Raw genomic sequence first — 14406 nt, forward strand, 5'->3', positions numbered from 1 at the left:
ATGCCCAAGCGTTCCGACATCAAGACCATCCTGATCATCGGCGCCGGGCCGATCGTCATCGGCCAGGCCTGCGAGTTCGACTACTCCGGTGCCCAGGCCTGCAAGGCATTGCGCGAGGAGGGCTACCGCGTGGTGCTGGTGAACTCCAACCCGGCCACGATCATGACCGACCCGGAGACCGCGGACGCGGTCTACATCGAGCCGATCAACTGGCAGACGGTCGAGAAGATCATCGCCAAGGAAAAGCCCGACGCGCTGCTGCCGACGATGGGCGGGCAGACCGCGCTCAACTGCGCGCTCGACCTGGCCGACAACGGTGTGCTCGACAAGTACGGCGTGGAGCTGATCGGCGCCAAGCGCGAAGCCATCCGCATGGCCGAGGACCGCGAGCTGTTCCGGGTGGCGATGCAGGAGATCGGCCTGGAGTGCCCGAAGGCCGAGGTCGCGCGCACCTTCGAGCAGGCGATCGAGATCCAGGCCAAGGTCGGCTATCCGACGATCATCCGGCCCAGCTTCACGCTCGGCGGCTCGGGCGGCGGCATTGCCTACAACCGGGAGGAATTCGAGGAGATCATCAAGCGTGGCCTCGAACTGTCGCCGGTCGGCGAGGTGCTGGTCGAGGAATCGGTGCTGGGCTGGAAGGAGTTCGAGATGGAGGTGGTCCGCGACACCGCGGACAACTGCATCATCGTGTGCTCGATCGAGAACCTCGATCCGATGGGCGTGCACACCGGCGACAGCATCACCGTCGCGCCGGCGCAGACGCTCACCGACAAGGAGTACCAGCGCCTGCGCAACGCATCGATCGCAGTGCTGCGCAAGATCGGCGTCGACACCGGCGGCTCGAACGTGCAGTTCGGTATCAGCCCCACGACCGGTCGCGTGGTGGTGATCGAGATGAACCCGCGCGTGTCGCGCTCCTCGGCGCTCGCCTCCAAGGCGACCGGCTTCCCGATCGCCAAGGTCGCGGCCAAGCTGGCGGTCGGCTACACGCTCGACGAACTGAAGAACGAGATCACCGGCGGCAAGACGCCGGCCTCGTTTGAGCCGTCGATCGACTATGTCGTCACCAAGATCCCGCGTTTCGCGTTCGAGAAGTTTCCCACCGCCGATGCCCGGCTGACGACGCAGATGAAGTCGGTCGGCGAGGTCATGGCGATGGGCCGCACGTTCCAGGAGTCGATGCACAAGGCGCTGCGGGGTCTTGAGACCGGCAAGGTCGGCTTCGATCCGACCGGCCTGGACCTCAGTGACGAGGGCGACCTGGCGACGCTGCGCCGCGAAGTCCGCGAGCCGGGCCCCGAGCGCTTGTTCTACCTGGCCGACGCATTCCGCGCCGGCCTGTCGGTCGAGGACGTGCACGCGCTGTCGTACGTCGATCCGTGGTTCCTGGACCAGATCGAGGAGATCATCGCAACCGAACGCGAGGTCGCGGCGAACGGCATCGACGCGCTCGACCAGCGTCGGCTGCGCGCGCTCAAGCGCATGGGCTTTTCCGATGCGCGCCTGGCGCAGTTGCTGGGCACCGACGAGCAGGCCGTGCGCGCGCTGCGTCGCGCGTTCGGCGTGCGCCCGGTCTACAAGCGCGTCGACTCGTGCGCGGCCGAGTTCGCGACCGACACCGCCTATCTGTACTCCACCTACGAGGACGAGTGCGAGGCCAATCCCAGCGGCCGCGAGAAGATCATCGTGCTCGGCGGCGGGCCGAACCGGATCGGGCAGGGCATCGAGTTCGACTATTGCTGCGTCCATGCCGCCCTCGCACTGCGCGAGGACGGCTATGAGACGATCATGGTCAACTGCAATCCCGAGACCGTTTCCACCGACTACGACACCTCCGATCGTCTGTACTTCGAGCCGCTGACGCTCGAGGACGTGCTGGAGATCGTCGAGATCGAGAAGCCCAAGGGCGTGATCGTGCAGTACGGTGGGCAGACGCCGCTCAAGCTGGCGCGCGCGCTCGAGGCCAATGGCGTGCCGATCATCGGCACCTCGCCCGACTCGATCGACCTGGCCGAGGACCGCGAGCGGTTCCAGAAGCTGGTCGACGAGCTCGGCCTCAAGCAGCCGCCCAACCGCACCGCGCGCAATCCCGAGGAGGCGCTGGTGCTGGCGCGCGAGATCGGCTACCCGCTGGTCGTGCGGCCGAGCTACGTGCTCGGCGGCCGGGCGATGGAGGTCGTGCACGCCGATGCCGACCTGGCGCGCTACATGCGCGACGCGGTCAAGGTCTCGAACGATTCGCCGGTGCTGCTCGACCGCTTCCTCGACAATGCGGTCGAGGTCGACATCGATGTGATCGCCGATCGTGAAGGCAATGTGCTGATCGGCGGCGTCATGGAGCACATCGAGGAAGCTGGCGTGCACTCGGGCGACTCGTCGTGTTCACTGCCGCCGTACTCGCTGTCGAGCGACGTGCAGGCGCGCCTGCGCGAGCAGGTCGCGGCGCTGGCCCGCAAGCTGAAGGTCGTCGGCCTGATGAACACCCAGTTCGCGGTGCAGACCGACGATGCGGGCGTGGAGACGATCTTCCTGCTTGAGGTCAATCCGCGCGCCTCGCGCACGGTGCCGTTCGTGTCCAAGGCGATCGGGCTGCCGCTGGCCAAGATCTCGGCGCGCTGCATGGCCGGCAAGACATTGGCCGAGCAGGGGGCCACGACCGAGATCGTGCCGTCGTACTACTCGGTCAAGGAAGCGATCTTCCCGTTCGCCAAGTTCCAGAACGTCGACCCGATCCTCGGACCGGAGATGCGCTCGACCGGCGAGGTCATGGGCGTGGGCGAGAGCTTCGGCGCGGCGTTCGCGCGCGCGCAGGAGGCGGCCAGCATCCGCACCCCGCCCACCAGCGGCAAGGTCTTCGTCTCGGTGCGAGACCCGGACAAGAAGCGCGTACTGCCGGTCGCCCGTGATCTGGCGGCCAAGGGCTATGCGATCGTCGCCACCGCCGGCACCGCCAAGTGGCTGCGCGAGCACGACATCGCCTGCGAGCAGGTCAACAAAGTGGTCGAGGGCCGCCCGCACATCGTCGATCTGATCAAGAACGGCGAGATCGCGTACATCGTCAACACCACCGAAGGCAAGCAGGCGATCTCCGACTCGTTCTCGATCCGTCGCGAGGCGCTGCAGCACCGGGTCACGTACTCGACCACGGTGGCCGGCGCCCGCGCACTGCTGCACTCGCTGGACTATCGCGGCAGCGGCCCGGTGTGGGCCCTGCAGGACCTGCACGCGCGGCTCGACGGCGGCGCGTCGCCATCCAACCCAAGCACAGGAGGGACGCCATGAGGGCACCCATGACCACGCGCGGCGCGCAGCGCCTGCGCGAGGAACTCGAGGAGCTGAAGTCGGTCAAGCGGCCGGCGGTCATCGATGCGATCGCCGAGGCGCGCGCGCACGGCGACCTGAAGGAGAACGCCGAGTATCACGCCGCGCGCGAGCAGCAGAGCTTCATCGAGGGCCGGATCAAGCAGCTCGAGAGCGAGCTGTCGCATGCCGATGTCATCGATGTCGCCAAGCTCAATGCCGGCGACAAGGTGGTGTTCGGCGCGACGGTGGTGATCGCCGATGCGCAGACCGACGAAGAGAAGCGCTATCAGATCGTCGGCGACCTCGAAGCCGACATCAAGCAGGGCCTGATCGCGATTTCATCGCCGGTCGCACGTGCGTTGATCGGCAAGCACGAAGGCGACAGCATCAGTATCGACGCGCCTGGCGGTACCCGCGATTACGACATCGTCAGCGTCGAGTATCTCGGCTGACCCGATGACCTCGGCGACGTTCCTGCTGCCCGCCGCTGCGCGTTTCGGCGCGCAGCGCTGGCAGCCGGACATCGTGCGTGCGCTGGGCCGTGCCGATCGCAGCACGGCCGCGCCGGGCCGGCGGCCGCAGCTTGCGCGGCACGTCGATCTTCCCGGGGGCGGCTGGCCGCTGGCGGCGCTGTCGCGCCAGGTCGACGTCGGCGATGCGGGGGCGCCGGACAATGCCTGGCTGCGCGCTGACCCGGCCTGGCTGCAGCCCGACATCAACGGTGTGCGCCTGATGGGCCACGGCGATACGCTGGGGCTGGTGCAGGCCGATGTCGACGCGCTGCTGCCGGCACTGCAGCCGATATTCGCCGATGCTGGCTTCGCGCTCGACGCACCCGCACCGTCGCGCTGGTATCTGCGGCTGCCCCGGGAGACTGCGCTGCCGGTGTCCGTCGATCCGTCCGAGGCGCTGGGCACCGATCTGGCAGATCATGACGACGGCGGCGCCCAGGGGCGGCGCTGGCGGGCGTTGGCGAACGAGGCCCAGATCCTTCTGCACACCCATCCCTGGAATGCCGCGCGTGCGGCGGCCGGGCGACCGCCGGTCAATGCGCTGTGGTTCTGGGGCGGTGGCCCGCTGCCTGACGGCGCCGCAGTCGCCCGCAGCGCACAGGCCCGCGTGCTCACCGACGATGCGACGCTGTGCGCGCTCGCGGCGATCGCGACCGAGGTCGACCCACTGCCGTCCGCGTGGCCCGCGCTGCGCGAGGCCTTGCTGATCGACCTGGGCGGGCTGCGGGACCTGCGCCAGTTGCAGGCCGACTGGCTGCGGCCGGCACTCGCGGCGCTGGCCGGTGGCCGGCTGGACACGCTGGTCCTCGACCACGAGGACGGCTTGGTATTGACCTTGCGCCGCTGGCACCGCCTGCGCGTCTGGCGCCGTCCCCATGGGCCGGCCACGGCGGCGCAGCGATGACGCGTCCGCCACCGACGATCCGCCGTCGCGACAGCGCGCCTGGCGGCGACTGGCCGGAGACGGTGCCGGCGCTGCTGCGGCGCATCTACGCGGCGCGCGGCGCGCACGACCTGCAGGCCGCGCAGCCGCGTCTGGCCGGGCTGCTGCCGCCCGACGCGCTGTCGAACATCGATGCGGCGGCGGCGCTGCTCGCCGATGCGATCGCGCAGGGCAGGCGGATCCTGGTCGTTGGCGATTTCGATTGCGACGGTGCGACGGCGTGTGCGGTCGCGGTGCGCGGGCTGCGCATGCTCGGTGCGCGTGATGTCGTGCATGCTGTGCCCAACCGCATCGTCCACGGCTACGGGCTGTCGCCCGGGCTGGTCGATGCACTGGCGCCACTGGCGCCGGCGCTGCTGGTGACCGTCGACCATGGCATCGCCTGCCACGCCGGCGTCGCGGCAGCGAAAGCACGCGGCTGGCAGGTGCTGGTGACCGATCATCATCTGCCGGGCGAGGCGCTGCCGCCGGCCGATGCGATCGTCAATCCGAACCTGCCCGGCGACCGGTTCCAGAGCAAGGCACTGGCCGGCGTCGGGGTGATCTTCTATGTGCTGCTGGCGCTGCGTCGGCGCCTGCGCGAGGTTGGCGCCTTCGCAGGTGCGGCGCCGGACCTGTCGAGCCTGCTCGATCTGGTCGCGGTGGGCACGGTCGCCGATCTCGTGCCGTTGGACGTCAACAACCGGGCGCTGGTCGCAGCCGGGTTGCGCCGGCTGCGCAACGGCCAGGGCTGCCCCGGCCTGCAGGCCTTGATCGACGTGTCGGGGCGGCAGGCGGCGCGCCTGACCACCGGCGACATCGGCTTCGGCGTCGCGCCGCGGATCAATGCCGCCGGGCGCCTGGAGGACATGGCGATCGGCATCGAATGCCTGCTCACCGACGACGCGGCCCAGGCGCACACGCTGGCGGCGACGCTGCACGCGATCAACGCCGAGCGCCGCGCGGTGCAGCAGTCGATGCTCGATGATGCCGAGGCCGCGGTCGCCAGCCGGCCACCGGTCGATCCCGCGACGATCGGGGTCTGCCTGCACGATCCGCAGTGGCATCCGGGCGTCGTCGGCCTGGTGGCCTCGAAGATGAAGGATGCGCTGCACCGGCCGGTGATCGCGTTTGCGCCGGCCGAGCCGGGCAGCGACCAGTTGCGCGGCTCGGCGCGTTCGATCCGGGGCCTGCATATCCGCGACGTGCTGGCTGCGGTCGATGTGGCGCACCCCGGGCTGATCGAGCGCTTCGGCGGCCATGCGATGGCGGCGGGCCTGAGCCTGCGGCTGGAGGCGTTGCCGGCGTTCGAGCGCGCCTTCGGGCAGGCGGTCGCGGGGATGCTCGATCCGGCGCTGCTGCGGGCGGAGATCGTCACCGACGGTGCGCTCGGGCCCGGCGAATTCGACATCGTGCACGCCGCGCACCTGCGCGACGCCGGCCCCTGGGGGCAGGGCTTCCCCGAGCCGTTGTTCGACGGCGAGTTCGCGGTTGTGGACTGGCGGGTGGTCGGAGGGCGGCACCTCAAGCTCAGCCTGCGGCTCGATGGCCGCCCGGCCACCGTCGATGCGATCCATTTCGGCGCCTGGCGCGAGTTCGCACCGGCGCCGCGCGAGCGCATCGTCTACCGGCTCGCGCCCGATGACTACCGCGGCGGCGATGCGGTGCAGTTGCTGGTCGAGCACCGGGAGCCGATCGCGGGCTGAGGAGACGGCATCGGCGGCGGACGTGACCTGCGCACGTCGGAGCAGGCCTGTCGCCTCAAGCCCCCAAAAACCGGGGTCAGAGTGCAATTTCGCGGGACTAATTTGCACTCTGACCCCGGTTTTGGATCCCGGTTTTGGTTTGACGAGGGGCTGGATGGCCCCATCTTCACAGTCGAGCGTCCATCGGCTGCGTGGAATTGGCCGCCTTCCGCCCCAGGCGGATCCGTGATCCCTTTTTCCCTGAACGGGTGCGAGAATGCGCCGCCGCGTCCGCGATTGCGCAGGACGCCTCTATTGTCGAAGGGAGATTCGCTTGAAAACCGTCCATACGCTTTCGCTGGCGATCGCGCTCGCTATCGCGCCCGCCTGGGTGCAGGCCCAGGCCAACGACCCCGCGCCGCTGTCGATCGGCGGCGAAGTGCGCGGCGAGATCACCAGCCGCTCCAGTCTCAACCACCAGGATGGCTCGCGTAGCCAGCTCTACCGCGTGGACCTGCGCGAGGGCGAGGTCGCGACGTTCAAGGTCACCGGTGCGCTGCGCGCGCGGCTGGCGGCCTTCCTGGACAACGAGCTGATCGCGTCGTCGAACGACCGTGGCGAGACCTCGTCGCTGACGATCCGCGCCCGGCGTGCGGGCCGTTACACCATCGCCGTCAGCGGCACCGATGCCTCGTCGTATGGCCCCTACACGCTGATCTCCTCGCGTGTGGATACCTACAACGGCCAGGCGCTTCGCGTCGGTGCGACCATCGGCGACTGGACCGATGGCGAGCGCGAGTTGCCGCTGCAGATCGACCGCGACGGGATCTACACGATCGACATGATGTCCGACGACTTCGATGCGGTCCTGGCGCTGGATGGGCCAGGCGTCTCGGTCACCAACGACGACGGCGGCGAGGGCAGCAATGCGCGTCTGACGCTGCGCCTGGCGCCGGGTCGCTATCGCCTGACCGCCAAGCGGTACGGCAGCGACGGCGCCAGCGGCGCCTACCGCATCAGCGTCACCGCCTCGACCTTCGAGACCGGGGACCTGCGCGAAGGCGGTGAGCTTGCGGTCGGGTCGACGGTCACGGGGCTGTACGCCGGTCGCCCGCACACCTACCGCTTCACGCTGCCCGAGCGTCGGGTGGTCCGTCTGGACATGCGCAGCGACGAGATCGACCCGCTGATGCGGCTGTCCGGCCAGGGCGTGCAAAAGGAAGACGACGACGGTGGCGAGCGCCTCAATGCGCGCATCGGCATGCTGCTCGAAGCCGGTACCTACACGCTCCAGGCCGACAGCGCGACGCCTGGCGCAGGCCCCTACACCCTGTCGCTCACCGCGACCGCGGTGCCTGAGGGGGCTGGCGGTGGCACGCTGACGATCGGCCGCCCGGCCGAGACCGCGCTGCTGCCCGGCATGACCGACCGCTGGTCGTTCGAGGTCCGCAGCGCCGGCGACTACGCGATCGAGATGCGTTCCAGCCAGATCGACAGCTACCTGTCGCTGACCAAGGACGGCAACGAGGTGGCGAGCGACGACGACGGTGCCGGTGGGCTCGATGCCCGGATCGTCCAGCGGCTCCAGCCCGGCCGCTACGTGGTCGAGGCCTCGGCGATCGATGGCGACGCCGGTGGTCCGTATCGCATCCTGCTCGAGCGCCGTTGAGGCGACATCCCGGCCGGCGCAGTGCGCCGGCCGGGACTGCCGGGTGCGCGGCTTGCTAGAATCCCCGGCTCTTTACGCGAGTCCCACCGCACCATGATCGAACTCAATCCTGTTCGCCAGCGCATCGCCGACCTTCGCGGTCGGCTGGATGCGCTGAGGGGGTATCTTTGACTACGACGCCCGCCGCGAGCGTCTAGAAGAAGTCGAGCGCGAGCTCGAAGACCCGAGTGTCTGGAACGATCCCGAGCGCGCGCAGGCCCTGGGCCGCGAGCGCGCCATGCTCGACAAGACCGTCAACGGCATCCGTGACCTGACCGAGGGCCTGGACGGGGCGGCCGAATTGCTGGAACTGGCCGAGTCGGAGAACGACGAGGACACCGCGCAGGCGGTCGTCGCCGATATCGAAGGGTACGCCGGCCAGGTCGACAAGCTGGAGTTCCAGCGCATGTTCTCCGGCGAGATGGACTCGGCCGCCGCGTTCGTCGACATCCAGGCAGGTGCCGGCGGCACCGAAGCCCAGGACTGGGCCGAGATGCTGCTGCGCATGTACCTGCGCTGGGCCGAGAGCCGCGGCTGGAAAGCCGAGCTGATGGAAGTCTCGGGCGGCGAAGTGGCGGGCATCAAGTCGGCGACGTTCCGGGTCGAGGGCGACTTCGCCTACGGCTGGCTCAAGACCGAGATCGGCGTGCACCGGCTGGTGCGCAAATCGCCGTTCGACTCCGACAACCGCCGGCACACCTCGTTCACCTCGGTGTTCGTGTCCCCGGAGGTCGACGACAAGATCGACATCGAGATCAACCCGGCTGACCTGCGGACGGATGTCTACCGTTCGTCCGGTGCCGGCGGCCAGCACGTCAACAAGACCGAGTCGGCGGTGCGCATCACCCACGTGCCGACCAATACCGTCGTCGCTTGCCAGACCGAACGCAGTCAGCACGCCAACCGTGACCGCGCGATGAAGATGCTCGCCGCCAAGCTCTACGAGCTGGAGCTGCAGAAGCGCAACGCCGAGAAGGATGCGCTGGAAGCGACCAAGTCCGACATCGGCTGGGGCAGCCAGATCCGCAACTACGTGCTCGATCAGAGCCGCATCAAGGATCTGCGCACGGGCGTGGAGCGCAGCGACACCCAGAAGGTGCTCGATGGCGACCTGGACGAGTTCGTCGAGGCGGCGCTCAAGTCCGGCCTGGAGGCGGGGGCCAAGCGCGTGGATGCCAACTGAGTGCTTTGGCCTGCTGCGGATCGGCGCCGATCACCGCCGGTCCGGCCGCAGGTGCGCTGCAACGCGGGCGTGTGCCCGGCGCAGCGAGGCGCCGACGCCGCGTCCAGGCGGTCCACGTGCAGAGCGTCCCGCGTCTGCGGACATGACCCCACCCCGCCGGGCGCCGTCCTGTCCTGATCCGTTCCTGCCGCGCTGACCCGCGGCCTACATCTGATTTTCCGAGACCCTCATGAGCCAGCAGCCCGACAGCCCCCAGCCCGCCGACGACAACGCCCTGATCGCCGAGCGTCGCGGCAAACTGGCCGCGCTGCGCGGGCAGGGCGTGGCGTTTCCCAATGACTTCCGCCGCCGCGATGAGGCCGGCGCGCTGCAGGCGCGGTATGCCGATGCCGAGCGGTGGACGGGCGAGGCACTGGACGCCGAAGGCGCACCGGTCGCGGTGGCCGGCCGCCTGATGGCCAAGCGGGTCATGGGCAAGGCCGCGTTCGCGCAGATCCAGGACGTGAGCGGCCGGATCCAGCTGTTCCTGCAATCGACGACGCTGGGCGAGCGCTATGACGCGTTCAAGGGCTGGGACGTGGGCGACATCGTCGCGGCCGAAGGCACGCTGATGCGCACCAAGACCGGCGAGCTGTCGATCAAGGCCGACAGCTTGCGCCTGCTGACCAAGTCGCTGCGGCCGTTGCCCGACAAGTGGCACGGATTGTCGGATGTCGAGCAGCGCTATCGCCAGCGCTACGTCGATCTGATCGTCTCGCCCGAGGCGCGCGCGGTGTTCGTCAAGCGTTCGCGCATCGTCGCGGCGATCCGCCAGTGGCTCGATGCGCGCGACTTTCTCGAGGTCGAGACGCCGATGATGCATTACCTGGCCGGCGGCGCGGCGGCCAAGCCGTTCACGACGCATCACAATGCGCTGGACCTGGACCTCTACCTGCGCGTGGCGCCCGAGCTCTACCTCAAGCGCCTGGTCGTGGGCGGATTCGAGCGCGTCTACGAGATCAACCGCAACTTCCGCAACGAGGGCGTGTCCACGCGGCACAACCCCGAGTTCACGATGCTCGAGCTCTACGAGGCCTATGTCGCCTACGAGGAGGTCATGGATCTGACCGAGGCGTTGATCCGCGACGTGGCAGTGCAGGCGGTCGGCACGACCGCGCTGGAATGGGACGGTCATGCGATCGACGTCGGCCCGGCCTTCCGCCGCTGGAAGCTCGAGGAGGCGGTGCGCGAACTCAATCCGCAGATCAGTGTTGCCGACTGCCGCGACCGCGAGGCGCTGGCCGCGCATTGCGTGCGCCTGGGCGTGCACGTCAAGCCGGGCTATGGCTGGGGCAAGCTGCTGCTGGAGATCTTCGAAAAGACCGTCGAGACCGGCCTGATCCAGCCGACCTTCATCACCCATTACCCGGTCGAGGTCTCGCCGCTGGCGCGCGAATCGGACACCGAAGCCGGCATCACCGACCGCTTCGAGCTGTTCATCGGCGGCAAGGAGATCGCCAACGGCTTTTCCGAGCTGAACGATCCCGAGGACCAGGCCGCGCGCTTCCGGGCCCAGGTCGATGCCCGCGAGGGCGGCGACGACGAGGCGATGCACTTTGATGCCGACTACATCCGCGCGCTCGAGGTCGGCCTGCCGCCGACCGGCGGCCTGGGGATCGGCATCGACCGGCTGGTCATGCTGTTGACCGGGTCGTCGTCGATCCGGGACGTGCTGTTGTTCCCGTACATGCGCCCGCAGACCGAGGCCTGAGGCCGGCCCGGATGCCTCCGCCGGCGGCGCCTCGATGCGTCGCTGAATAGGATTCCCCCCGTTCCTGGCAGGGCGCGCTAAGATCGCTCAAGCGCGATGCCACCGGTATCTGCGCACCGCCAGAAGGGGCCTGCGTTGAACATCGTGATCGTCGACGACCAGACGTCCGCGCGAACCATGTTGCGGCATATCCTCGAGGACATCAGCCCGGAGCTCGATGTCTTCGACTTCGAGGATCCGGAGCAGGCGCTGGGCTGGTGCGACAGCCACCGCGCCGATCTGCTGCTGCTCGACTACCGGATGCCGGGCATGGACGGGCTGGAGTTCGCCCGCCGCTTCCGCAAGCTGCCCCCGCACCGGGATGTGCCGGTCGTGCTGGTCACCGTGGTCGGTGACGAGCCGATCCGCCAGGCGGCGCTCGATGCCGGCGTCATCGATTTCCTGGTCAAGCCGGTGCGCCCGCGCGAACTGCGCGCCCGCTGCCGCAACCTGCTGCAGTTGCGCCAGCAGGCCGAGTCGGTCAAGCAGCGGGCCTTGTCGCTTGAGCAGCGCCTGCTGCGCAGCATGCACGAGGTCGAGGAGCGCGAGCGCGAGACGCTGACCCGGCTGGCGCGCGCGATCGCCTATCGCGATGCCAGCACCAGCGCCAATCTCGAGCGCGTGGCCGCGGTCGCCGGCATGGTCGCCGAGGCGATGGGGCTGTTCGAGGACGAGGTGCGGATGATCGAACTGGCCGCGCCGCTGCACGATATCGGCAAGATCGCGATGCCCGATGCGATCTTGATGAAGCCCGGGCCGCTGGACGAGGCCGAACTGGAGGTGATGCGCCAGCATCCGCGCATCGGTTACGAGCTGCTGAGCGACAGCCACAACCGGTTCGTCCAGCTCAGCGCGACCATCGCGTTGCGCCATCAGGAGCGTTTCGACGGCAGCGGCTACCCGGATGGGCTGTCGGGCGAGCAGATCCCGCTGGAGGCGCGGATCGTCGCGGTGGCCGATGTGTTCGACGCGCTGGTGTCGCGTCGCCCGTACAAGCGCGCCTGGTCGATGGACGAGGCGCTCGAGTACATCGGGCACAACAGTGGACGCGCGTTCGATCCGCGCTGCGTGGAGGCGCTGCTGTCGAACCGGGCGCGGCTGGAGGAGATCTGCGCACGCCTGGACCGGACCGCCACCCGGCTGCAATGACGTGAGGCGCGTCGTCCGCTGGATCGGCAGCCGCCTGGCAGGGCGGCCCGACAGCGAGCATGGCCAGGCGGCCGTGCGCTTGGTCATGCTCTGCGTGATCTATGCCTACCTGCAGCTGGTGGTGGGTCGCCATGCCGATGTCGAGCGCGAGCTGCGCCTGTCGGAGGCCTACCTGGCGGTCGAGGTCGCGGTCGCGTTGGGCATCGCCGGTTGGCTGCTGTGGCGCCCCGGTGTCTCGCACCCGCGCCGGGTGCTCGGCATGCTGGCCGACTACAGCCTGATGGGGGTGGGCCTGTACCTGCTCGGCGACCTGCTGGCCTGGCTGTACGTGGTGATCATGTGGGTCACGGTCGGCAACGGCCTGCGATTCGGGCCGCGTTACCTGTACGCAGCGATCGGCTTTGCGGTGACCACGTTCGCGATCGCGATCGCGTCCACCCCGTACTGGTACCAGCACAACCTGCCGTTGGCGCTGGGCCTGCTCGCCGGGCTGGTCGCCGTACCGCTCTATCTGAGCTCGCTGCTGCGCGCGCTCACCGACGCCACGGCCGCCGCGCGGGCCGCGAGCGAAGCCAAGAGCCGGTTCCTGGCCAACATGAGCCACGAGTTCCGCACGCCGCTCAACGGCATCGTGGGCATGTCGGAACTGCTGGTCACGACCCCGCTGAGCGAGGAGCAGCGCGAGAGCGCGCTGGTCATCCAGACTTCGGCCAAGGCCTTGCAGGCGCTGGTCGACGACGTGCTGGACCTGTTCAAGATCGAAGCCGGCAAGTTCCAGCGCAACGACGCCGCGTTCGCGCTCTCCGACCTGGTGCACGGCATCGAGGTTATGCTGGGGCCGAGCGCGCAGTCCAAGGGGCTGGCGCTGACCTCGTCGATCGCCGTCGACGTGCCGGCCACGCTGCATGGCGACAGTAACCGCCTGCGGCAGATCCTGGTCAATCTGCTGTCGAACGCGATCAAGTTCACCGAGCGCGGCGAGGTCACACTCGCGATCTCCATGGTCGAGGCCGGTCCGGAGCGGGTGCGGGTCCGGTTCTCGGTCCGCGACACCGGCATCGGCATCGCGCCCGATGCGCTGATCCGCATCTTCGATGCCTTCGAGCAGGTCGATTCCGGGCTCGGGCGACGCTACGGGGGCACGGGCCTGGGGACCACGATCGCCAAGGGCCTCGCCGAGCAGATGGACGGCAGCATCCAGGCCGAAAGCCAGCCGGGGCAGGGCTCGCATTTCTGGGTGGAGCTGCCGTTCGGCCGCGTCGCCGGCCAAGCGCCGTCGCGCAGGGTGGGCGACGGCAACGTGATCGCGTTCGCCGATCCTTTCGTGCGCCATCGGGCCCGGGTCGCGCCGCTGCGTGTGCTGGTCGCCGACGACCAGTCGGCCAATCTGATGGTGCTGCGCCGCCTGCTCGAGCGCGCGGGCCATCGCCCGCTGCTGGTGGACGATGGCGAAGCGGTGCTCGATGCGCTCGAGCGCGAGCGTTTCGACGCGGTGATCACCGATCTGCACATGCCCGGTGCTGATGGCCTGGATATCCTCCGGCAGACCCGCGTCATCGAGGCGGGCAGCGGCCGGCGCACACCGTTCATCGTGCTGACCGCCGATGCCACCGCCGAGGCGCAGGAGAACTGTCGACGCGCGGGCGCGTTCGCCTACCTCACCAAGCCGGTGGTCATCGAGCGGCTGCTCGAAACGCTGGCCGAGATCGCGCCGGGCGTGGAGGCGGGACGACGCACGTCCGACCTGCGGCCGCGGGTGGATCGGTTGTCGACGCCGGTCATCGACGAGATGCGGGAGATGGGGTTCGACGAGGCATTCATTCGGCGCTTCGTGTCCGAATGCGCGCGCGACGCGCGCAAATGCCTGGTCGACCTGGCGGACGCATCGAATGCGGGGCGATGGGACGAGGTCCGCGACCTGTGCCATGCGCTCAAGGGCACGGCCGCCAACCTCGGCGCCGCCGAGCTCGAGGCGCAGGCGGCGCGCGGCATGCGGATGCCGTCCGACCGTCTGGCCATCGAATGGCGGCTGCTGCTACAAGGGCTGGACCGGGCGCTCGACCAGGCGCTGGAGGCGCTGCGGGTGCGCGGCGACCTGCCGCGGGCCGACCTGCCCGGGTCAGACGCCGTCTGACCCGGGGGGCGGAGGCGC

General features: G+C 69.2%; 9 protein-coding genes. All 9 read left to right on the top strand.

Annotation, left to right across the window (positions count from 1 at the left end):
- The gene (gene carB, locus ABE487_RS07015) at positions 1-3285 is read left to right on the top strand and encodes a carbamoyl-phosphate synthase large subunit (RefSeq protein WP_346452333.1); all 3285 of its coding nucleotides are present in this window, start codon (positions 1-3) and stop codon (positions 3283-3285) included.
- Positions 3282-3758 carry a transcription elongation factor GreA gene (greA, locus tag ABE487_RS07020; protein ID WP_183426838.1) on the top strand — a complete coding sequence of 159 codons (477 nt, stop codon included), beginning with the start codon at positions 3282-3284 and terminating at the stop codon, positions 3756-3758. The genes carB and greA overlap by 4 nt, the downstream gene beginning before the upstream one ends.
- A gap of 4 nt (positions 3759-3762) precedes the next feature.
- Positions 3763-4722, top strand: coding sequence for a phosphoglycerate mutase (locus ABE487_RS07025; protein ID WP_346449154.1), 960 nt, complete (start codon positions 3763-3765; stop codon positions 4720-4722).
- Positions 4719-6446: a single-stranded-DNA-specific exonuclease RecJ gene (gene recJ / locus ABE487_RS07030; RefSeq protein ID WP_346452334.1), complete on the top strand. Its 1728-nt coding sequence runs from the start codon at positions 4719-4721 to the stop codon at positions 6444-6446. The genes ABE487_RS07025 and recJ overlap by 4 nt, the downstream gene beginning before the upstream one ends.
- 313 nt (positions 6447-6759) lie before the next feature.
- Positions 6760-8094: a hypothetical protein gene (locus ABE487_RS07035; RefSeq protein WP_346452335.1), complete on the top strand. Its 1335-nt coding sequence runs from the start codon at positions 6760-6762 to the stop codon at positions 8092-8094.
- A gap of 93 nt (positions 8095-8187) precedes the next feature.
- Positions 8188-9316 (top strand): peptide chain release factor 2 gene (gene prfB, locus ABE487_RS07040; protein WP_346452336.1). Its coding sequence is split into 2 segments (ribosomal slippage): positions 8188-8262 and positions 8264-9316, totalling 1128 coding nucleotides; the frame shifts between segments, so codons are not numbered across the junction.
- Between the two features lie 229 nt (positions 9317-9545).
- On the top strand, positions 9546-11066 hold the full coding sequence (lysS, locus tag ABE487_RS07045) for a lysine--tRNA ligase (protein WP_346452337.1): 1521 nt from the start codon (positions 9546-9548) through the stop codon (positions 11064-11066).
- Positions 11067-11162: 96 nt separating this feature from the next.
- Positions 11163-12254, top strand: coding sequence for a two-component system response regulator (locus ABE487_RS07050; RefSeq protein WP_346444884.1), 1092 nt, complete (start codon positions 11163-11165; stop codon positions 12252-12254).
- 1 nt (position 12255) lies between these two features.
- The gene (locus ABE487_RS07055) at positions 12256-14388 is read left to right on the top strand and encodes an ATP-binding protein (protein WP_346452338.1); all 2133 of its coding nucleotides are present in this window, start codon (positions 12256-12258) and stop codon (positions 14386-14388) included.
- The last annotated feature ends 18 nt before the right edge of the window (positions 14389-14406 follow it).

Origin of the sequence: Luteimonas sp. TWI596 (genome assembly GCF_039674105.1) — a bacterium.
GTDB lineage: Bacteria > Pseudomonadota > Gammaproteobacteria > Xanthomonadales > Xanthomonadaceae > Luteimonas.

Coding starts and splice junctions, on each gene's coding strand:
- greA (WP_183426838.1), top strand. CDS start 3,282: ATGAGGGCACCCATGACCACGCGCGGCGCGCAGCGCCTGCGCGAGGAA.
- recJ (WP_346452334.1), top strand. CDS start 4,719: ATGACGCGTCCGCCACCGACGATCCGCCGTCGCGACAGCGCGCCTGGC.
- ABE487_RS07050 (WP_346444884.1), top strand. CDS start 11,163: ATGCCACCGGTATCTGCGCACCGCCAGAAGGGGCCTGCGTTGAACATC.
- carB (WP_346452333.1), top strand. CDS start 1: ATGCCCAAGCGTTCCGACATCAAGACCATCCTGATCATCGGCGCCGGG.
- lysS (WP_346452337.1), top strand. CDS start 9,546: ATGAGCCAGCAGCCCGACAGCCCCCAGCCCGCCGACGACAACGCCCTG.
- ABE487_RS07025 (WP_346449154.1), top strand. CDS start 3,763: ATGACCTCGGCGACGTTCCTGCTGCCCGCCGCTGCGCGTTTCGGCGCG.